Source organism: Enterobacter cloacae complex sp. SHL020, from assembly GCF_049236945.1.
Taxonomy (GTDB): Bacteria; Pseudomonadota; Gammaproteobacteria; order Enterobacterales; family Enterobacteriaceae; genus Enterobacter; species Enterobacter dykesii.
In genome coordinates, this window is record NZ_JBMKJF010000007.1 from 1 (window position 1) to 19061 (window position 19061).

Below are 19061 nucleotides of genomic sequence, written 5' to 3' on the forward strand. Positions count from 1 at the left end.
CCAGCATATTATTGGCGGTGAGCACGCCACTCAGCTGATCTTCGCCGGTACTCTTCTGCCCGCTATTATCCAGGCTTACGGATGCACTTAAGGGAAATTCAGGTTTGGCCGTGAGATTAACGATGGAATATCCGGCCTGCGTTCCCGGAAGAATTTCAATCTGCACCGGCTCGGTACGCAAACGGTTAATTTGCTCCATCCCCTGTTCAATGTCGCGTAAATTAAGGATGCCCCCCACCCGTCCCGGAAACGCCATTTTCAGCATGCGCGGCGTTTCGCCTTCCAGACGAATTGCTTCCAGTCTGCCTTCCAGCACCACAATATTCAGCTGACCGCCGGAGAGATCCTGCTCGGTGAGAAAGGCGCGGCTGGTGATATATCCCCGGCTGATATACCAGTCAGAAATATGGGCGAGAAGTTCCGTTATTTTCGCCATATCGAGACACCGGCCCTGCCACGGCGCGACAAGGGTCTGACGGGTTTTCGGGGAGATTAAGGTCGCACCGGAAAGGGTAATGATATTAATGGTGAAACAGGGCCCGGCACCGGTTGCAGGCAGAGGTCTGGCAGGCGCGGGGCGAGGAATACTCCGCTCCAGCTCTTCGCGCTGTTGCTGGTTCTTTAATAACAGTTCCTCCTGCTGCTGACGCACGGTGTCCCGGTCAGCAGGAGTAAGGGGGGCTGCATGGCTCAGAGAGCAAAAAAATAACGAGCAAAAAAAGACGGCTTTGCTGTAATAGCGCATATAAAGGATAATATTTTTTTGATTTTCTTAATTATGCCAGCTCTGACGCAATAGAGAATAGTCTCAAAAAGAGGGCTACTATAATTGGTAGTAGTATTTGCGTTAAGTCTAAAAAAAATAAAAATCCGTGATAAAGAAGAGTATAGTTTCTGAAAGTTTCATTATTCGATCATGCTTACTTCTTTCACAAAATATTAACTAACCTTCCCAATAATGAGTTGTAAACGTCAGCGAGTAGTGCTGATTAAATTACCCGTTGTACTCATCGTGCTGCGAACTCTGATGGAGTCTGATAATTCAGTGCTGAATATGGGGCTCGCGCGATAACGTCTTTGAAGTTATCAATCAACAGCATGACGATATCTATATGGAAAAGCGTGGACGGGGTAAAAACAGGCACAGGAAGATAACATCAGGAAAAGCTGGAGCGGGCGAAGGGAAATCACCCCCGCTCCAAAGTTCTCGTAATCCCATGGATTTATTAACAAAAACGTGATGCATTGTAGGAGGGTTTTGTAGGAGGAACTACAACGTTTTGCAAACCGCTTCAATCCAGAACGCTGATAAGTTTTAGCGCGTCATTTCTGACAGAATCTTGCATTCGCTCAGAGTCAGCGATCAACGCCAAAGCCTCAATACTTAAACCATCCCTGATCACTTTTCGCGCTTTACTGAGACGGCTCCGGCAACTTTTCTCTGTATAACCCTCACGTGAGTGCATTTGCTCAATGATATAAGCGCTTGGTAAATTTGAATCGGCAAAATGATGGTAGTAGTTTACGAAGCACTCCATCCCAATAGCCTTAAGGAGGCTGACCAGGGTAACACTACTCGTTATCTTCTCTGGTTGATTCAAAACCTCTTCCATAGGTTCGGGTGGAAGGGTTTGCATAGCCGCTTCATTGACTGAAGCCGAACTCCTGACAATCAAGTCTTCTTTGATGGAACTAACTCGGGGATCAGTAAGAATCGCGCCCTTGAGGTTAACGATATGTGCGTTAACGTGGTCACTATGCCGTGTATAATCTCGTATTACTTCATGTGGGATTTTGTAAGCATCAAGAATGTTGTAAGTCTCATCGAAAATAACCGCGATTAAATAATCAAAATCGGCTGCCTCATAGTTACGCAAGGCACTAAGCTGCCGGGAAGGATTATCCGGCGTAACTCTCCTAGCTTTGATCTGCGCTTTCAGGCCATCAGCATCAATGGCATCAGCACCCGCCGACGAATTACTGAGAAGAGTCATACCCAGTGCATTAGAAACCAGCCATTCAGCATAGTCACCAACAGGATTATTCTTGGTGCGAATGACACCTCTAGAACGCAACTGCGTTAAAATTTCGGAATGAAGTGAAAGCAATTCAAGATTATTCAGCGCATTTAGCCAATCATATGATGTTAAATGATTATTTTTCAAAAACACTCTCCATTGCCGAAGTGAAATGCCACTGTAACGCCTACGTAACGCACCTGGATTTTGATGTTTTGTCGACTCTTATAGAAGAGTAAGACTGATTCATAGGTGTCTCATCTTTTGCCAAAGAAGACTGTTCATTAATACAGCATCCAGAATTTATAAACTTACACTTACTTCACTTTCTCAGTTTGCCCCACCGCACTGCCGAAACAATACCCCAGTTGCCACTGGCATTGGGCCTACGCCATTTTGCTGTCTCCATGCTACGGAGATACTCAAGAGCTTCAGAAAACGTGCCAAAACGCTTCTGAGCCGCTTTATCACCTACGCCAAACGAACCATCACGGGTGCTCGCCAAACCGGGGTGAAAACAGGAACCATCGGCCGCGTATGGAACCAACAGTTCCGGGTCGTTATCTTCAGATGAGCCAGACGCTAATAACTGCCACGGCTCAACGCTCAAAGCGTTAGCCAGCACCTCAATCGCGTCCAGAGACGCATTAGAGCCACCACGTTCAATTCTGCTCATATAGCTACGTGCAAACCCACACCGATCGGCAAAGGCTTCCTGGCTCAATCCGGTGGCAATGCGCAACTCTTTTACTCGTTGTCCAAACAGTTTTCTCAGGGTCATTTTCATGCCCTGAATTTGCGCAGATGTCCACTAAATAACCACGCTCCAATAGTGACATTTTGAATCAATGGTCTATGATGCGATAACTGACACCGCTGGGGTGGATTCTGAGGGGTAACAACATGTCAAAAACACGGCTTAGTAAGCCCGGTTTTTCAGCCAAGTCTGTGCTGACCATTATGTTAATCGCTGCGTCATCTGGATCTTATGCAGCAGAAAGCATCGATCAACTGGCGACGCGCATCGGTATGGATCACTTCCGGGAAGCAATCAAAAAGGGTGATCGCAGCGCCTTCAAAGCGCTGCCGGCAAAAGGCTATAAAAACGGACTTACTGGGCTGCTCATCAAAACTAACACCTACGTTAACCCCGAATACAGCTTTGCTGATTGCGATACGGACACCGTTATTATCTCGGCGCAAGAACATAAAACACTCCCTGGTTGCCGCATATCTTTAAAGCTAGCGACTAAAGATGTTGACGGTAGCTATCACGATAATGGCATTCGCATCGAATACGGTATTGCGACCGGTTCCAAAAAGTTTATCGCCAACAATTCAATATGGGCACAACATGCCATCAGCGGTGATAAAGTGTTAGAAGGGGCTATCCACCCGGATAAAACAAATAACCATAAAGATCAAATGTGCATGGGTATGGCTCAATTTACTGCAAACGTAACCGAAGGCCGAAACGGAGGAATGAGCAAAGGTGAATATTATCAGCGACTTGATAATATGAACGGTAAGTCCGAAGTCACTCCTCAAATGATCATGCTCTATAAGACCTTCGTTGACTACGTATATGAACACCCGAAACAAGATGCTCAGGTTTCAGCGGCCTTTGTTTACACTAACTGTATAAACAACTTCTGATCGCATACTGCATCTTTTTATCAAACCCATAGCAGGAGACAGGCAGATGTAACTACGTTATGCGAAAGCTGTCTGGCATTTGAGTATCTTATAGTTTCAAGAAAGCGTTTTCCTCTCATGTAAAGGCTCCAGCTTTTGCTACATCATTCCTAATTACTCCGGTCAGTTTAGAACTAGAAAGCTGACCGGAAAAAGCCACAATATAGAATACTTATAAATCATAACCAGAGCTTCAAAAACAGGCGGATATTCAAAGCAGCAGGATGTAATCCATACCCGTGAATAGGATTAATTATCACTAGGTATCTAACATATCCCATTCATCTCCAAGCACCCATCTTAAGGCAGATAGCTTGCCATTGATCATTCCCCATTCAAAATCATCCCAAGGGCCAGTGTCTTCATATTGTTCTTCGACTTTCTCAGCTGCCAACTTTGCCCTTTCCCAGATATCTTCATGAGTAACATTATTACCATGGCGTGCATCTCCTTTAGGTATTATAGATATATCACCTATTTCAATTTTATACTCCCTGTATTTATGCCGGTTACACCATGCTTTTTCACAATACTCATTAATCGCAGTTAGTATGTCTGTTAAGCTTCTTGTGTCATCAACCCAATTATTTTCTTCTTCAAGCACACTCAAAAGCTCAGGTTCTATACTATTTATCGCCTCAGCGATATCTAAATGATAGTGGACATTATCAGAAAATATCTCACCAAAATCCGGATGTGGATTTCACCTATCAGTTAACGAGCTGAAATCCGTATAGTTTTCCGTAACAAAATGGAAGACGCCATTTTTATCTTTCATAAAGTCGTAAAACAACTCAATTAATATTGAATCAGCAACGCTGTTTTTTGAACGATGATAAGGGGCTCTCTTATCCAATGCCCTTGCCACGGCTTTTAACCGAACGGAATCACTAGCCTCAAGACTTATACATTTATCCATAAGAGATTCAATCATCTCCGCTGTATGCCCTGTAACTTCGCTTAAAATAGGCAAGCGACTTCCAACATCATTTAATACAGCTAGCGCTTGGCCCTTACCATTACCTCCATAAGCCCCGATTATTTTTTTGACTTTATGGAATTCCGAACCAATTTGCTGCTTAGTAGTCTCGATAACCCTGTCCTTATTTCTAAGAAACTCTTCCTTCACCAAGGTTGGGATTACAATAGCAGCGTTGTTACTATCCAATAATTGGTTAAATGCTTCAAGTAGTGCATGCTGATTCTTTGACTTTGATATAGTTAACCAAACACAGGTATCGATGTAGAGATAATGCACATTTTTAATCTCCGCAAGTAAGGAATAGAAAGAATACTAATCTTCAGAGAAGTTAGTAGCAATTATTAACAATCACCTTAAACCAAACTGAATGTTTCTTCGGTCTTGGATGCCTATCTGATGGCACACCAATCATACATAATCCTGAATGGACGGCGATCTAATATGTGAATTAGCTATGTAACATAACCTCTTTTAGACCACTTCTGACGGTCAAAAGAAATACACACTGCTACCCAAAATGCCAGCTCGGGCCTGAGATGCAGATGAGCCTTAATCAAGTATTGCAGCAATCGTAGCTCTAGAAACGCCATATTCTCGTGCTAACGCACTGACACTAGTTCCGCTATTCTTTTTCTCTACAATCGCGTCACGGGCTTCTGGGGCGATTTTCGACGGTCTTCCCAGCTTCTTTCCTTCGGCTTTTGCCCGCGACAAACCCGCCTGGGTCCGCTCAACCAAGAGGTCACATTCCATCTCCGCAAGACGGATTTCATCTTTAGCAAGGGCGATCTCCGTAGCAAAGGCAACGCCGTAACCCGTAACACGGTATTCACTGAATTTGAGAAGATGGGACGTAGAGCCGGATTCTCTAACGTGGGCTGCCATACGCCGCGAAAAAGTCGGGGGCTAGTCCTATTCGAAAATGGAGTGGCTATTGAAACTATCGCCCATTTCCTGGGACAGACAGATCCGCGCTCAACCATGTATTACATCGGGTATGGTCAGGACGTGCAGGACGATTTAACAGAGGAGTTTTCTTTAGAATGGTGATCGATATGAAACACTTGATTGTGCTGATAGTGGCGCTATTACCAGCCCTGGCGAATGCCGGACAGATAACCCTGATTCTCAGTGATGAAGAGGAGACAGGCAACGCGAAGATTTGCGTATACAGCAACGCCAATTATACGGAGATAGTGACGATCAGACCGTCGCAGCAATGCCGCTACACAATGACCTTTGAGGAGGAGTAACCCCCTTTACTGGTTGTTACGAAACATAATTTTGCTTAAGTCTAATACTTGTTGCTCATGTGGTCATTGCTTGTAAAATAGCCACTGAAATTATTTCCATAGCAAGTAGAGGGACTTATGAAGCAATACACCAATGAACTCACCGCCGAAATGCTGGCAGCATTTGACCAGTCACCATTCACAGCTGAACAGTTCGCGGAAATGAACGAAGAAGCCCGTAATCTGATCGCTGAAAGAAACGCCTACAACCTCGCTCACCCAGTTACAGCCGCTTATCTGATTGCTACAGAGGGTAGCTTAACCCGCAACGGGGGAACGGTTATCAGTGAATACAACGGGCAGCAGATCGAAATTGAAGACGGAACACGCCTAAATGTATCTCTTGTGGGTGATGAAGTTCGTTATCCAGATGGAACCACCGCGAAAATCAGCACTGGAGTAGACAATACCTCTGGTGACTCCGCCGCTCTTGTCGGTAGCTTACTCGACAACGGCGACGAAATTATCAGTAGCCCACAGAATGCCGGAAGAAGAGTAGTCCGAGCAGGGGAATCGTTGCCAGAAAACTTTCTGAAATAAGGCGGTCACTATGGCATCGGTTAACAGAGGCTGCACAGTTCACGGTAAGAACGTTGGTCTACATGGAGATAAAACATCTACAGGCGCACAATGTATCGCCGCCCGCCCCGGTATGTCTGTCATGGGCAAGTGGAAACTCTATATCGGCGATAAGACCACCCCTTGCCCGAAATGCAGGAAAGTGGGGGTGATAGTGAGTGGTGATCCTCGCTGCTCAAATAGCGCCGCAGTCGCCGTGGACGGTGCAGAAATCCACTGCGGTTGTCCGCAGGGCACTAATTTTCTTATCGCGCCTGGCACCGTTGAGGTTAATACCCCTTCTTGGGCTATAGTGCCTGTAGAGCCAGTGCAGCACGCACAAGTAGCGAAGAAGCAAAACAGCTTTGCTGACACCTGCAAGCCAGAAGATAACCAGCTATTGAACGGTGTTTACATCTGGACTGAAACCAAAAACGCAGGCCACGCTTTCGTTTCGGTGCACGAGAATAACAATGTCTATCTCTACACGTATGGTCGCTATGGCAGAACGAATCGTGGAGGCTTTACGGGAGATGGTATTCTTAACTTCCTGCAAGATGAAGATGCAAGGGTTTACTATCGTTCTGAACTCTATGAGATGGGTGCTCGTGTTTTCCGCATAGACGATGCTAACCCGGTGAAGACAAGAGCGTTCTTCGAAGACCTATGGAACAGCAGTAAGCCAGCCATACAAACATCAAAAATGCCAAAGACAACAAGGAGGAGAGGCCATACCATTGATGGGTATGACGTTACTGGCAGCAACTGCACCACACATTCAGTTGCGGGGATTAAGTTTGCTGGCTCTACGGTATTTGAGCACGGTTACACATCTACGACGACCCAACTACCTATTGGAGCCGAGGAAGATTTTACCGTTCCGGTATCGCTGCAAAGATTTCTCATCGCGAAGGGTGAAGACATGTCCTCAATGCTTGTCGTTGAGATGACCGGAGTATTCAAAGAGCAATACCCTAATTCAGGTAACTTACAACCATTCCAGGAAACTCCCGGCGGTGTAGTTCAGCATGTTGCTGCGGAAGGTGCAGCCACTGGCGATTCATTGTCTCCATATTCCGGCGGTACTGTAGGTGGCGTATTAAGGGGATCTTATGGCGATGACGAATAGAACTAAAACCGTTCTCCGATGGGGTGGGATTGCCATTGTATCGCTATGCTACTTTATCGCACTGGTGCTATCTACCTTCTCTTTTTCCGCATTCAGCGAGAGTGAAAGTATGCGGTTTTCTGGCCCAATCCCATTAAAAGAGTACCAAGCTTCGATAGACTCAATCATGCAAGCCACTGATGGCGTTTTCACTGCCGCCCTCTTTGGCTTTGCGATCTGCGTGCCTCTCATCCTACTGATCTTTAAAAAGGTGAGATGATGAATAAGAAATTCTGGATCAGGTGGGTGAGCATCACGCTGATCTGCATAGCGTATTACGTTATCGTGCTGTATTTCGATCTGGTCTTCGCCGTTAACTTCTCAGAAACCGTGAGCCAAGGATGGGATTTTACCCCCTCTCAGCTAACGTCGTTTGTTATGGAGCTATCGCAAAACCACTCTGATTCAGCGTTAGCCTCTATTGTAGGTTTCGCTGTCTGCGTCCCGCTGATCCTGCTCATCTTCAAGAAGGTGAGATGACCGCCAAAGGCTGGAACCCACCAGCCTTTCCCCGATTTTAAGCAATAGAAGCCATAAAGCCCCGTTGGTGATAAAGCAACAAGCGGAGCCGTTAGGCGAAAACATCAGATTGTCAGAGAGATCACACCTTATCAGGATAACCGTGTACCCTTGCGGGAGCGTGGCTGAAACGCTGATAGAGCCTACATTTCGTTTGTAGGTACGTAATCACCATAAACCTGTTTACGTGGCGCTGAGAGCCGCAGATCGGGCTTGAAATGCGTATGATCAGTCTGTTGTAAGAGACAATACCCGGATCAGGCTTCGCCATCACGTTGTGCTATCGCAGTGTGAGGTTGGAACTGCCGCCGCCGAATAGTTACACTCTCATTTCCATAGTAACTATCCGTGACAACTAACAGTGTACCTCTTGTTGGTAAATCGTCGTTCAATGGTAGAACGATCACAGACAACTTATATTAAGTAATTTATTGATAGCTAAACACATTTAAGCTAGGTATTGGCGGTGTTTTGCAACAAGGGGAGAGATCTGGAGCGGGCGAAGGGAATCGAACCCTCGTATAGAGCTTGGGAAGCTCTCGTTCTACCATTGAACTACGCCCGCTTTGAGGTGCGTAAGGCATTATAGACCTTACGCACCTTCATACAAGCCTATTCACAACTAACCGGCGATTAAATAAGCACTTAGCACTTCGGTTTGCTGCCGGGCGCAGGCAGATAGCGCTGCGGGTCGATGGCCGTTGCCTTATAGCGAATCTGGAAGTGCAGCTTCACTGCGTCCGTACCGGTGCTGCCCATGGTGGCAATCTTCTGCCCGGCTTTGACGTTCTGCCCGTTGTTGACCAGCATCGTGTCGTTGTGCGCATAGGCCGTAATGTAGTCTTCGCCATGCTTAATCATGATCAGGTTACCGTAGCCGCGCAGCTGGTTACCCACGTAAACCACCTTCCCGGCCCCGGAGGCATAAACCGGCGTACCGCGCGCAGCGGCGATATCAATACCCTTGTTGCCACCTTCAGAAAGTGAGTAAGGGGCGACCACTTTACCGCTGGCAGGCCAAATCCAGCAACGCTGTCCAACCGGCGGCCATGACGATTGCGGCACCTGATAGGACGGCGTCACTTTGGCGGTTTTGCCTTTCGAAGAGGATTTTTTACGCGATGACGATCCGCCGCTAACCTTCAGCTGCTGCCCCACCTCAATGGTGTATGGCGGCGAGAGGTTATTCAGCCGCGCCAGATCCTTCACGCTGGTTCCCGTTGCGCGCGAAATTCGATACAGGGTATCCCCGCGCTTAACGGTATAGACCGAACCGGAATAGCTACCCATATCCGAAGATTTGCTCCCTGAACAGCCCGCCAGCAATAGCGTCAGCGTCAGGCAAAAAATGGCGATGATGGGATTTCTCGTCAGGCTTCCTGCAAACAAAACAGATCCTCGGTCAGCGTGAATGGCGCACTATGATAACAGCCAAAACGAATATGGGTCATGCCCTTTTCCGCTCTACGCGCCAAACCGTTCGTATAAGAATGCAGTATAATGATCCGGCTGATGGTGCTGAACCACTCGGCATTTTGGCACTGGAGCATCAATGAGTATTCAAGAACACGTTATTTTGGTAAATGACCAGGGAAAGGTGATTGGCACTCAGGAAAAATATGCCGCGCACACCTTACATACCCCGCTGCATCTGGCGTTCTCTTCCTGGCTTTTTAACGCAAAAGGCGAGTGTCTGATCACTCGACGCGCCTTAAGCAAAAAGGCCTGGCCCGGCGTCTGGACCAACTCCGTCTGCGGGCACCCACAGTCCGGCGAAGAGACAGTCCAGGCGATAATCCGCCGCTGCCGCTTTGAAGTAGGCGCTGAGCTGGCCGATATCACCGCCGTCGCCCCTGAATTTCGCTATCGGGAAACCGACCCGTCCGGGATCGTGGAAAACGAAATTTGCCCGGTATTCGCGGCCCGCATCACCAATGAAGTGACGATAAACGAAGATGAAGTGATGGACTTTCAGTGGGTTGAGCTGGACGCGTTATTCCGCGCGCTGGACGCGACGCCCTGGGCCTTTAGCCCGTGGATGGTCATGGAAGCGACGACCGCCCGCGAAAAACTCAAAGCCTTCGCGGCGCAATAAAAAAGCCCCTTTCGGGGCTTTTTTTACATCTTAACGCCTTATTTCACCGGGCGCATGGCCGGGAACAGGATCACGTCGCGGATGGTGTGGCTGTTGGTGAACAGCATCACCATACGGTCGATACCGATACCCAGACCCGCCGTTGGTGGCAGGCCGTGCTCCAGCGCGGTCACGTAGTCTTCGTCGAAGAACATCGCTTCGTCGTCGCCTGCCGCTTTCGCGTCAACCTGATCCTGGAAGCGCTGAGCCTGGTCTTCCGCATCGTTCAGCTCGCTAAAGCCGTTGCCGATTTCGCGGCCACCGATGAAGAATTCAAAGCGATCGGTGATTTCCGGGTTCTCGTCATTACGACGCGCCAGCGGAGAGACTTCAGCCGGGTATTCGGTAATGAAGGTCGGCTGAATCAGGTGCGCTTCGGCCACTTCTTCGAAGATCTCGGTCACGATACGGCCCAGACCCCAGCTCTTCTCAACCTTGATACCGATGCTTTCGGCGATCGCTTTCGCAGAATCGAAGTTATCCAGATCCGCCATGTTGGTTTCCGGACGGTACTTCTTGATCGCTTCGCGCATGGTCAGTTTTTCGAACGGCTTGCCGAAGTCGAAGACTTCTTCACCGTAAGGAACCTGCGTGGTGCCCAGAATGTCCTGCGCCAGGGTGCGGAACAGGGATTCGGTCAGCTCGATCAGATCTTTGTAATCCGCATACGCCATATAGAGTTCCATCATAGTGAACTCTGGGTTATGACGAACGGAGATACCTTCGTTACGGAAGTTACGGTTGATTTCGAACACACGGTCGAAACCACCAACAACCAGACGCTTCAGGTACAGTTCCGGCGCGATACGCAGGTACATGTCCAGGTCCAGGGCGTTGTGATGGGTGATGAACGGACGCGCAGACGCGCCGCCAGGGATCACCTGCATCATTGGGGTTTCCACTTCCATAAAGTCGCGGTTGACCATGAACTGGCGGATACCGGCCATGATCTGGGAGCGAATTTTGAAGGTCTTACGGGATTCATCGTTAGAGATGAGATCCAGGTAGCGCTGACGATAGCGCGCTTCCTGATCCTGCAGGCCGTGGAACTTGTCCGGCAGCGGGCGCAGGGCTTTGGTCAGCAGACGCAGTTCGGTGCAGTGGATAGACAGTTCACCGGTTTTGGTTTTGAACAGTTTACCTTTCGCGCCCAGGATATCGCCCAGGTCCCACTTTTTGAACTGCTCGTTGTAGATGCCTTCCGGCAGGTCGTCACGGGAAACGTACAACTGAATACGGCCGCCCACGTCCTGCAAGGTCACGAAGGAAGCTTTACCCATGATACGACGGGTCATCATGCGGCCTGCGACGGCCACTTCAACGTTCAGCGCTTCCAGCTCTTCGTTCTCTTTAGCGTCGAAGTCAGCGTGCAGTTGGTCTGAGGTATGGTCACGACGAAAATCGTTCGGGAACGGCACGCCCTGCTCGCGCAGCGCTGCCAGCTTCTCGCGGCGGGTTTTCAGTTCGTTGTTAAGATCGACTACCGCGTCAGCGCCCTGTGCTTGTTGTTCAGACATGTTGGTTCCTCATAACCCTGCTTTCAAACTTGCTTCGATAAATTGGTCCAGGCTGCCGTCCAGCACCGCCTGCGTGTTGCGGGTTTCAACCCCGGTACGCAGGTCTTTGATGCGGGAGTCATCAAGGACGTAAGAACGGATCTGGCTGCCCCAACCGATGTCGGACTTGTTGTCTTCCATCGCCTGTTTCTCAGCATTTTTCTTCTGCATCTCCAGCTCATAAAGCTTCGCTTTCATCTGCTTCATGGCCTGGTCTTTGTTCTTATGCTGGGAACGGTCGTTCTGGCACTGTGTTACCAGCCCGGTTGGAATGTGGGTAATACGCACCGCCGATTCCGTACGGTTAACGTGCTGACCACCCGCGCCGGATGCGCGATAAACGTCGATACGCAGGTCCGCCGGGTTAATTTCGATATCAATATCTTCATCAACTTCCGGGTACACAAACGCGGAGCTGAAGGAGGTATGACGACGGCCACCGGAGTCGAACGGGCTCTTACGCACCAGGCGGTGCACGCCGGTTTCGGTACGCAGCCAGCCGTAGGCGTAATCACCGATAATCTTGATGGTCACGGATTTAATACCGGCCACTTCACCTTCAGACTCTTCGATAATCTCGGTTTTGAAGCCGCGCGCTTCTGCCCAGCGCAGGTACATACGCGTCAGCATGCTGGCCCAGTCCTGCGCTTCGGTGCCGCCAGAACCCGCCTGAATATCGAGATAGCAGTCAGCGCTGTCGTATTCGCCGGAGAACATACGGCGGAATTCCAGCTGCGCCAGCTTCTCTTCCAGCACGTCGAGTTCTGCCACGGCTTCGTTAAAGGTTTCTTCGTCGTCGGCTTCGACGGCCAGCTCCAGCAAACCGGAAACATCTTCCAGCCCCTGGGCCATTTGATCCAGCGTATCTACGATAGCTTCTAGAGAGGAACGCTCTTTACCCAGCGCCTGTGCGCGTTCAGGTTCGTTCCAGACGTCCGGCTGTTCCAGCTCGGCGTTTACTTCTTCAAGACGCTCTTTCTTGGCATCGTAGTCAAAGATACCCCCTAAGAACGTCAGAGCGCTCCGTGAGGTCCTGAATACGGTTTTTTACCGGATTAATTTCAAACATGGTCTGTTTTCTTTTATGGACTTGTCAAAATGCGGTGATAAGAGCGGGATTGTACCGAATCCACGCCCTTTTTTATAGAGATTACTGCCGCTAAATTGGCCAGATATTGTCGATGATGATCTGAAGGGTGCGGTTACCGCGAAACTCGTTGATGTCCAGTTTGTACGCCAGCTCGACCTCGCGCACGCCGTTGTCCGGCCAGATGGAGGTATCGACGTTGAAGGCAATGCCGTCCAGCAGCGGTCCACCGCCCACGGGCTCGACCATCACCTTCAGATGACGTTCGCCGACGATGCGCTGCTGCAGCAGACGGAAACGGCCGTCGAACAGCGGTTCCGGGAACATCTGCCCCCACGGGCCGGCATCGCGGAGCATTTGCGCCACGTCCATCGTCATCTCAAGCGGTGAAAGCTCGCCATCGGACACCACTTCCCCCTGCAGCAGGGCCGGGTCGATCCAGTCGGTGACCAGTTCACCAAACAGACGCTGAAACTCGTCGAATTTCTCCTCTTCCAGAGACAGGCCAGCCGCCATCGCATGGCCGCCGAACTTGATCATCAGACCCGGATACAGCGTATCGAGACGCTCCAGCGCATCGCGCATGTGCAGACCCTGAATCGAGCGGCCAGAGCCTTTCAGCGTGCCGTCACCCGCGGGCGCGAACGCGATCACCGGGCGGTGGAAGCGCTCTTTAATACGTGACGCCAGAATGCCGACCACCCCCTGATGCCACTCGGGATGGTACATCGCCAGGCCGCCCGGCAGCGTATCGCCGCTGCGTTCAAGCTTTTCGCACAGGGTCAGCGCTTCGGCCTGCATCCCCTGCTCAATCTCTTTACGAGTCTGGTTCAGGGCGTCCAGCTCGTTGGCCAGCACGCGGGCTTCACCGATGTTGTCGCACAGCAGCAGCGCCACGCCGACGGACATATCGTCCAGCCTTCCGGCTGCGTTAAGACGCGGGCCGAGGGCAAAGCCCAAATCGCTTGCCGCCAGCTTGAGCGGATCGCGGTTGGCAATCTCCAGCAGCGCCTTGATCCCCGGACGGCACTTGCCCGCGCGAATGCGGCTTAGGCCCTGCCAGGTCAAAATGCGGTTATTGGTATCGAGCGGTACCACGTCCGCGACGGTGCCCAGCGCCACCAGATCGAGATATTCCGCCAGGTTCGGTACGGCAATACCGCGAGAGTCGAACCAGCCCTTATCGCGCAGCAGAGTCCGTAACGCCAGCATCAGATAAAACGCCACGCCTACGCCCGCAAGGGATTTCGATGGGAAATCGCAGTCGCACAGGTTGGGGTTAATAATCGCTTCAGCATCCGGCAGCGTTTCGCCCGGCAGGTGGTGATCGGTAACCAGCACCGGGATCCCCAAAGCGTGAGCATGATCGACGCCCGCATGGGAGGAGATCCCGTTATCGACGGTCATGATCATCTGTGCACCACGGGCGTGAGCCTGATCGACCACTTCCGGGCTGAGGCCATAGCCGTCTTCAAAACGGTTAGGCACCAGATACGTGACGTTATCGCAGCCCAGCGCGCGCAGGCTGAGCACGCTCAGCGCGGTGCTGGTTGCGCCGTCGGCGTCGAAATCCCCTACCACCACAATCCGCGTTCCTTCACGCAGCGCGTTGTAGAGCATTTCGGTAGCTTTTTCGATACCGCTCAGCTGCTGCCAGGGCAGCATCCCTTTCACGCTGCGCTCAAGATCCTCAGCGCGACGCACGCCGCGGCTGGCGTAGAGGCGCTTAAGCAGCGCCGGGAGATCGTCTGGCAAATCAACCGGTTCAACCGCCTCGCGGCGGCGCAATTTTATCGGGGCTTTCACGCGGATTATTTACCACCAAACTGTTTCTGGTGCGCGTCGAGGAACTCTTTCATCTCTTTTGGCCCCTGATAGCCCGGAACGACATAGCCGTTGCTCAGGACAATCGCAGGCGTACCGCTCACGCCAAACTGCACGCCGAGCGCGTAGTGGTTAGCGATATCAATGTCGCAGGAGGCCGGCTTAACGCCTTTGCCGTTCATCGCGTCGTCAAACGCTTTGTTGCGGTCTTTCGCACACCAGATCGCCTTCATGTCCTGCTCTGGCTGGCTCTGCACGCCCGCGCGTGGGAAGGCCAGATAGCGCACGGTAATACCCAGCGCGTTGTAGTCTTTCATCTCTTCATGCAGCTTGTGGCAGTAGCCGCAGGTGATGTCGGTGAAGACGGTAATAACGTGTTTTTCCTGCGCCGCTTTATAGACGATCATCTCTTTTTCGAGCGCGTTCAGGTTTTTCATCAGCAGCTGGTTGGTGACGTTCACCGGCTGCGCGCCGCTCACGTCGTACATTGGCCCCTGAATAATGTGTTTGCCGTCTTCGGTGACGTACAGCACGCCGCTGTTGGTCAGTACCGTTTTCATGCCGGCAACCGGTGCAGGCTGAATATCGCTGCCGGTGACGCCAAGCTTAGCCAGCGACTGTTTGATGGCGGCGTCGTCCGCATGGGCGAAACCGGTAAATGAGGCTGCCAGCAGGGTGAACAGCGCGAAAGACTTTTTCATATGTGATCCTGTTACAATTCGTCGGCACTCACGCACGAGGGTGGTGCTGTTGGTGTAGCTGCCGCAGGCGTTCCGTCGCGACATGGGTGTAAATTTGCGTCGTGGAAAGATCGCTGTGGCCCAGCAGCATCTGCACCACGCGTAAATCAGCGCCGTGGTTTAACAGATGCGTCGCGAAGGCGTGACGCAATACGTGCGGCGAAAGCTTTTCACTGTCGATACCCGCCAGTGTGGCGTAATGCTTGATGCGATGCCAGAACGTTTGCCGCGTCATCTGCTGGGCGCGCTGGCTCGGAAACAGGACGTCGATAGACGTACCATTGAGCAGCCACGGACGACCGTGCTCCAGGTACGTTTCCAGCCAGTAAACCGCCTCTTCCCCCAGCGGAACCAGCCTTTCCTTATTTCCTTTACCAATGACGCGCACCACGCCCTGACGCAGGCTGATGTCGCTCATCGTCAGGCCAACCAGTTCCGAAACGCGCAAGCCGGTAGCATACAATAGCTCAAGCATGGCTTTATCGCGTAACTCCAGCGGCAGGTCAACAGCCGGTGACTGTAATAATCTCTCAACTTGTGCTTCGCTGAGATCTTTCGGCAGCCGCTGCGGAAGCTTAGGGGAAGCCAGCAGCGCGCTGGGATCGTCTTCGCGAATCTTCTCACGGTAGAGATGCTGGAACAGCCGACGCATGGCGCTAAGCAAACGCGCGGAACTGGTGGCTTTGTAGCCCCCTGCGATACGTTCGCCAAGCAGCGCCTGCAGGTCGTCACGCTGCGCGCTCGCAAGGGATAACCCCCGGTGCGCAAGCCACTCCACCAGCATGGTGAGATCGCGACGGTAGGCGCTGAGGGTATTCTCGGCCAGATTTTTCTCCAGCCACAGCGCGTCGAGAAACTGTTCGATCAGTGCGAGATCCTTTTCCACATCAGCCCCTTTGATTCTGCAGTCAGGCCATTATGCCTGATTGCGACCGGTTTCTGGTACACTACGCGCATAGTCAAAGCAAGAATTGAGATAGTTACGCGATGAATATTGGTCTGTTCTATGGTTCCAGCACCTGCTACACCGAAATGGCGGCAGAGAAAATTCGCGACATCATTGGCCCGGAACTGGTGACGTTGCATAACCTGAAAGATGACGCGGTCGCGCTGATGGAACAGTACGATGTCCTGATCCTTGGCATCCCAACCTGGGATTTTGGTGAGATACAGGAAGACTGGGAAGCCATCTGGGATCAACTCGACTCAGTCAACCTCGACGGCAAAATCATTGCCATGTACGGCATGGGGGACCAGCTCGGTTACGGGGAATGGTTCCTGGACGCGCTCGGCATGCTGCATGACAAACTGGCACCGAAAGGGGTGTCGTTTATCGGCTACTGGCCAACCGAAGGTTACGAGTTCACCAGTAAAAAACCGATTATTGCCGACGGCGAGCTGTTTGTTGGGCTCGCGCTGGATGAAACCAACCAGTACGATCTCAGCGATGAGCGCCTGCAAACCTGGTGCGAGCAGATTCTGGGCGAAATGGCAGAAAAGTTTAGCTAACGCGCATTATCCCTGCGTCGTCTGTTGCAACAGCATCCGGCGCAGGTCTCGCCACTCGGCAGCATCCATACTGTCAGCCGCCAGCCACAGATGCTGGCAACGCCCGCCGTCCACCTTGCGTAACCGTAACATCATGCCGCAGTTGAGCATCCAGGGCATACCAAGAATATCCCACTCTTTACCCTGCCAGCGCAGGCGGGAATCCATCAGTAATTTAATCTCTCCCTGACGAGCATTAATGCGACGCTGGCTGCGTACGCTGTCAAACACGACAAACGAGAGTAACAACAGCCACAGCGGCGTATAGCTCAGCGGCCACGGCATCAGCAACACAAAGGCCGCAACCAGGCCGTGGAGCAATAAAGACATCCACTGCGAGCGCCACGAGACGCGAAGATCAGATTGCCACAGGACCACGTTCCCGATTCCGTGTTTGAATTAATTGCACCATCCGTTGCAACTCGGTGTCGGCGGGTTTGCCGTGGTTCATCAGCCAGTTGAATAAATCCGGATCGTCAGACTCAAGCAGGCTAACAAACAGACGCTTATCATCATCGCTTAAGCTGTCATACTCATATTCGAAGAAAGGCATGATGGAAATATCAAGTTCACGCATGCCGCGACGGCACGCCCAGTGAATACGGGCCTTGTTGTTAATATCCATGTTCAGTTTCCTGCATTACGTTTGGCACAGTCGGTACCCCGTTCAGTGTTCTTTATTTCTCTACGGGGACACCAGCTAGTGTAACGTGTTTTTGACCGTTTCATTACTGGAATATTGCGATCGCCGAGCAGGCTTCCAGAATAATCCCTACAAAGACAGCGGATTACATTATTTTGCGTAGCGCTACGCATAACCGGTTTAGGGCACAAATGGTCTGTTGAAAGCGCTTGCATTGCCTGCAGGCTCTTTTACCATTAGGCATTATCAAAGCGTTAAGCAATTCAGGATATCGTTATGGCATTTACACCATTTTCTCCTCGCCAGCCCGCCGCCTCTGCGCGTCTGCCGCTGACGCTTATTTCTCTTGATGACTGGGCGCTGGCAACGCTCACCGGTGCCGACGCCGAAAAATATCTGCAGGGCCAGGTGACCGCCGACGTCAGCCAGATGACCGAACACCAGCACCTGCTGGCCGCGCATTGCGACCCAAAAGGCAAAATGTGGAGCAACCTGCGCCTCTTCCGCCGTCAGGACGGCTTTGCCTTTATTGAGCGCCGCAGCCTGCAAGAGGCCCAGCTCAAAGAGCTGAAGAAGTACGCGGTCTTTTCCAAAGTCACTATCGCCCCGGACGACGAACATGTCCTGCTGGGAGTGGCTGGTTTTCAGGCGCGAGCGGCGCTGAAAAATCTCTTCAGCGAACTGCCGGACGCAGAAAAGCAGGTGGTCAGCGAAGGCGCGACCTCCATCCTGTGGTTTGAACACCCGGCGGAGCGTTTCCTGTTAGTCACGGATGCGGCAACGGCCGAACGCGTGACCGAAGCGCTGCGCGGCGAAGCGCAGCTCAACAACAGTCAGCAGTGGCTGGCGCTGAACATCGAAGCGGGTCTGCCGGTGATTGACGCAGCAAACAGCGCGCAGTTCATTCCTCAGGCAACGAACCTGCAGGCGCTGGGAGGCATCAGCTTTAAAAAGGGCTGTTACACCGGCCAGGAGATGGTGGCGCGTGCAAAATTCCGCGGGGCAAACAAACGCGCGCTGTGGACGCTGGCGGGTCATGCCAGCCGTGTACCTGAAGCGGGTGAAGACTTAGAGCTGAAGATGGGTGATAACTGGCGCCGCACCGGCACCGTGTTAGCCGCCGTACAGCTGGATGATGGACGTCTTTTAGTTCAAGCCGTCATGAACAACGACATGGAAGCCGATAGCGTGTTCCGCGTGCGTGACGATGCGAATACGTTGAGTATTGAGCCGCTGCCGTATTCGTTAGAAGAGTAATTGTCTACAGGTGTCCTCCCTCTCCCTATGGGAGAGGGCC

At 51.5% G+C, this 19061-nt stretch carries 22 protein-coding genes, 1 tRNA gene and 2 pseudogenes; 10 read left to right on the top strand and 15 right to left on the bottom strand.

All coding sequences use genetic code 11. The features are described 5' to 3' along the window. The 3 genes from ACOTZB_RS16655 to ACOTZB_RS16665 all read right to left on the bottom strand — a co-directional run. Positions 1–745: ShlB/FhaC/HecB family hemolysin secretion/activation protein (locus ACOTZB_RS16655; protein WP_421627832.1), on the bottom strand; the 745-nt coding region annotated here is incomplete at its 3' end. Between the two features lie 547 nt (positions 746–1292). Next, positions 1293–2165: a DUF6998 domain-containing protein gene (locus ACOTZB_RS16660; RefSeq protein ID WP_421627834.1), complete on the bottom strand. Its 873-nt coding sequence runs from the start codon at positions 2163–2165 to the stop codon at positions 1293–1295. A 175-nt stretch (positions 2166–2340) separates the two neighbouring features. Beyond that, entirely contained in the window at positions 2341–2799 is a 459-nt protein-coding gene (locus ACOTZB_RS16665) for a helix-turn-helix domain-containing protein (protein WP_158686155.1), read from the bottom strand. A 122-nt stretch (positions 2800–2921) separates the two neighbouring features. Between ACOTZB_RS16665 and ACOTZB_RS16670 the strand changes: the two genes are divergently transcribed. Further along, on the top strand, positions 2922–3674 hold the full coding sequence (locus ACOTZB_RS16670; protein ID WP_421627835.1) for a hypothetical protein: 753 nt from the start codon (positions 2922–2924) through the stop codon (positions 3672–3674). Positions 3675–3972: 298 nt separating this feature from the next. Here ACOTZB_RS16670 and ACOTZB_RS16675 read toward each other — a convergent pair whose 3' ends face one another. The 3 genes and pseudogenes from ACOTZB_RS16675 to ACOTZB_RS16685 all read right to left on the bottom strand — a co-directional run. Then, the gene (locus ACOTZB_RS16675; RefSeq protein ID WP_421627837.1) at positions 3973–4317 is read right to left on the bottom strand and encodes a hypothetical protein; all 345 of its coding nucleotides are present in this window, start codon (positions 4315–4317) and stop codon (positions 3973–3975) included. A 99-nt stretch (positions 4318–4416) separates the two neighbouring features. Next, entirely contained in the window at positions 4417–4971 is a 555-nt protein-coding gene (locus tag ACOTZB_RS16680; RefSeq protein ID WP_421627838.1) for a PIN domain-containing protein, read from the bottom strand. 273 nt (positions 4972–5244) lie between these two features. Beyond that, positions 5245–5457: pseudogene (locus ACOTZB_RS16685) on the bottom strand (helix-turn-helix domain-containing protein); the annotation flags it as partial. On the opposite strand from ACOTZB_RS16685, the pseudogene ACOTZB_RS16690 reads away from it, so the two are divergent. From ACOTZB_RS16690 to ACOTZB_RS16715, 6 genes and pseudogenes are all read left to right on the top strand, one after another. Beyond that, positions 5455–5745: pseudogene (locus ACOTZB_RS16690) on the top strand (tyrosine-type recombinase/integrase); the annotation flags it as partial. The pseudogenes ACOTZB_RS16685 and ACOTZB_RS16690 overlap by 3 nt on opposite strands. Next, positions 5739–5948, top strand: a complete 210-nt coding sequence (locus tag ACOTZB_RS16695) for a hypothetical protein (protein ID WP_007370270.1) — start codon at positions 5739–5741, stop codon at positions 5946–5948. The pseudogene ACOTZB_RS16690 and the gene ACOTZB_RS16695, both read left to right, overlap by 7 nt. 117 nt (positions 5949–6065) lie before the next feature. Continuing rightward, positions 6066–6527, top strand: coding sequence for a hypothetical protein (locus tag ACOTZB_RS16700; RefSeq protein ID WP_421627840.1), 462 nt, complete (start codon positions 6066–6068; stop codon positions 6525–6527). Between the two features lie 10 nt (positions 6528–6537). Continuing rightward, positions 6538–7674 (top strand): PAAR domain-containing protein, encoded by a 1137-nt coding sequence (locus ACOTZB_RS16705; RefSeq protein ID WP_421627841.1) that lies wholly within the window; start codon positions 6538–6540, stop codon positions 7672–7674. Further along, positions 7658–7933: a hypothetical protein gene (locus tag ACOTZB_RS16710; RefSeq protein ID WP_421627843.1), complete on the top strand. Its 276-nt coding sequence runs from the start codon at positions 7658–7660 to the stop codon at positions 7931–7933. The genes ACOTZB_RS16705 and ACOTZB_RS16710 overlap by 17 nt, the downstream gene beginning before the upstream one ends. After that, positions 7930–8193, top strand: a complete 264-nt coding sequence (locus ACOTZB_RS16715) for a hypothetical protein (RefSeq protein ID WP_421627845.1) — start codon at positions 7930–7932, stop codon at positions 8191–8193. The genes ACOTZB_RS16710 and ACOTZB_RS16715 overlap by 4 nt, the downstream gene beginning before the upstream one ends. A 530-nt stretch (positions 8194–8723) precedes the next feature. On the opposite strand, the gene ACOTZB_RS16720 is transcribed toward ACOTZB_RS16715, so the two are convergent. After that, positions 8724–8797, bottom strand: a tRNA-Gly gene (locus ACOTZB_RS16720). A gap of 80 nt (positions 8798–8877) precedes the next feature. After that, positions 8878–9621 carry an amidase activator ActS gene (gene actS, locus ACOTZB_RS16725; RefSeq protein WP_421627846.1) on the bottom strand — a complete coding sequence of 248 codons (744 nt, stop codon included), beginning with the start codon at positions 9619–9621 and terminating at the stop codon, positions 8878–8880. 163 nt (positions 9622–9784) lie between these two features. Here actS and idi point away from each other — a divergent pair, with 163 nt between their 5' ends. Next, the gene (gene idi, locus ACOTZB_RS16730; protein WP_421627847.1) at positions 9785–10327 is read left to right on the top strand and encodes an isopentenyl-diphosphate Delta-isomerase; all 543 of its coding nucleotides are present in this window, start codon (positions 9785–9787) and stop codon (positions 10325–10327) included. 38 nt (positions 10328–10365) lie between these two features. On the opposite strand, the gene lysS is transcribed toward idi, so the two are convergent. From lysS to xerD, 5 genes are all read right to left on the bottom strand, one after another. Next, positions 10366–11883: a lysine--tRNA ligase gene (gene lysS, locus ACOTZB_RS16735; protein WP_023309094.1), complete on the bottom strand. Its 1518-nt coding sequence runs from the start codon at positions 11881–11883 to the stop codon at positions 10366–10368. A 9-nt stretch (positions 11884–11892) separates the two neighbouring features. Next, a protein-coding gene (gene prfB / locus ACOTZB_RS16740) for a peptide chain release factor 2 (protein WP_096059326.1) occupies positions 11893–12991 on the bottom strand; the annotation gives its coding sequence in 2 pieces (ribosomal slippage) (positions 11893–12915 and positions 12917–12991; 1098 coding nt in all). Between the two features lie 90 nt (positions 12992–13081). Further along, the gene (gene recJ / locus ACOTZB_RS16745) at positions 13082–14815 is read right to left on the bottom strand and encodes a single-stranded-DNA-specific exonuclease RecJ (RefSeq protein WP_421627848.1); all 1734 of its coding nucleotides are present in this window, start codon (positions 14813–14815) and stop codon (positions 13082–13084) included. 5 nt (positions 14816–14820) lie between these two features. After that, positions 14821–15534: a bifunctional protein-disulfide isomerase/oxidoreductase DsbC gene (dsbC, locus tag ACOTZB_RS16750; protein WP_029740340.1), complete on the bottom strand. Its 714-nt coding sequence runs from the start codon at positions 15532–15534 to the stop codon at positions 14821–14823. 28 nt (positions 15535–15562) lie between these two features. Next, positions 15563–16459 (bottom strand): site-specific tyrosine recombinase XerD, encoded by an 897-nt coding sequence (gene xerD / locus ACOTZB_RS16755; RefSeq protein WP_023309098.1) that lies wholly within the window; start codon positions 16457–16459, stop codon positions 15563–15565. Positions 16460–16560: 101 nt separating this feature from the next. Between xerD and fldB the strand changes: the two genes are divergently transcribed. Then, entirely contained in the window at positions 16561–17082 is a 522-nt protein-coding gene (gene fldB, locus ACOTZB_RS16760; RefSeq protein WP_008499710.1) for a flavodoxin FldB, read from the top strand. 6 nt (positions 17083–17088) lie between these two features. Here fldB and ACOTZB_RS16765 read toward each other — a convergent pair whose 3' ends face one another. Next, positions 17089–17499: a protein YgfX gene (locus tag ACOTZB_RS16765; protein ID WP_021242050.1), complete on the bottom strand. Its 411-nt coding sequence runs from the start codon at positions 17497–17499 to the stop codon at positions 17089–17091. Beyond that, the gene (sdhE, locus tag ACOTZB_RS16770) at positions 17480–17746 is read right to left on the bottom strand and encodes an FAD assembly factor SdhE (RefSeq protein WP_421627849.1); all 267 of its coding nucleotides are present in this window, start codon (positions 17744–17746) and stop codon (positions 17480–17482) included. The genes ACOTZB_RS16765 and sdhE overlap by 20 nt, the downstream gene beginning before the upstream one ends. A 294-nt stretch (positions 17747–18040) precedes the next feature. Here sdhE and ygfZ point away from each other — a divergent pair, with 294 nt between their 5' ends. Continuing rightward, entirely contained in the window at positions 18041–19021 is a 981-nt protein-coding gene (ygfZ, locus tag ACOTZB_RS16775; RefSeq protein ID WP_029739202.1) for a tRNA-modifying protein YgfZ, read from the top strand. The last annotated feature ends 40 nt before the right edge of the window (positions 19022–19061 follow it).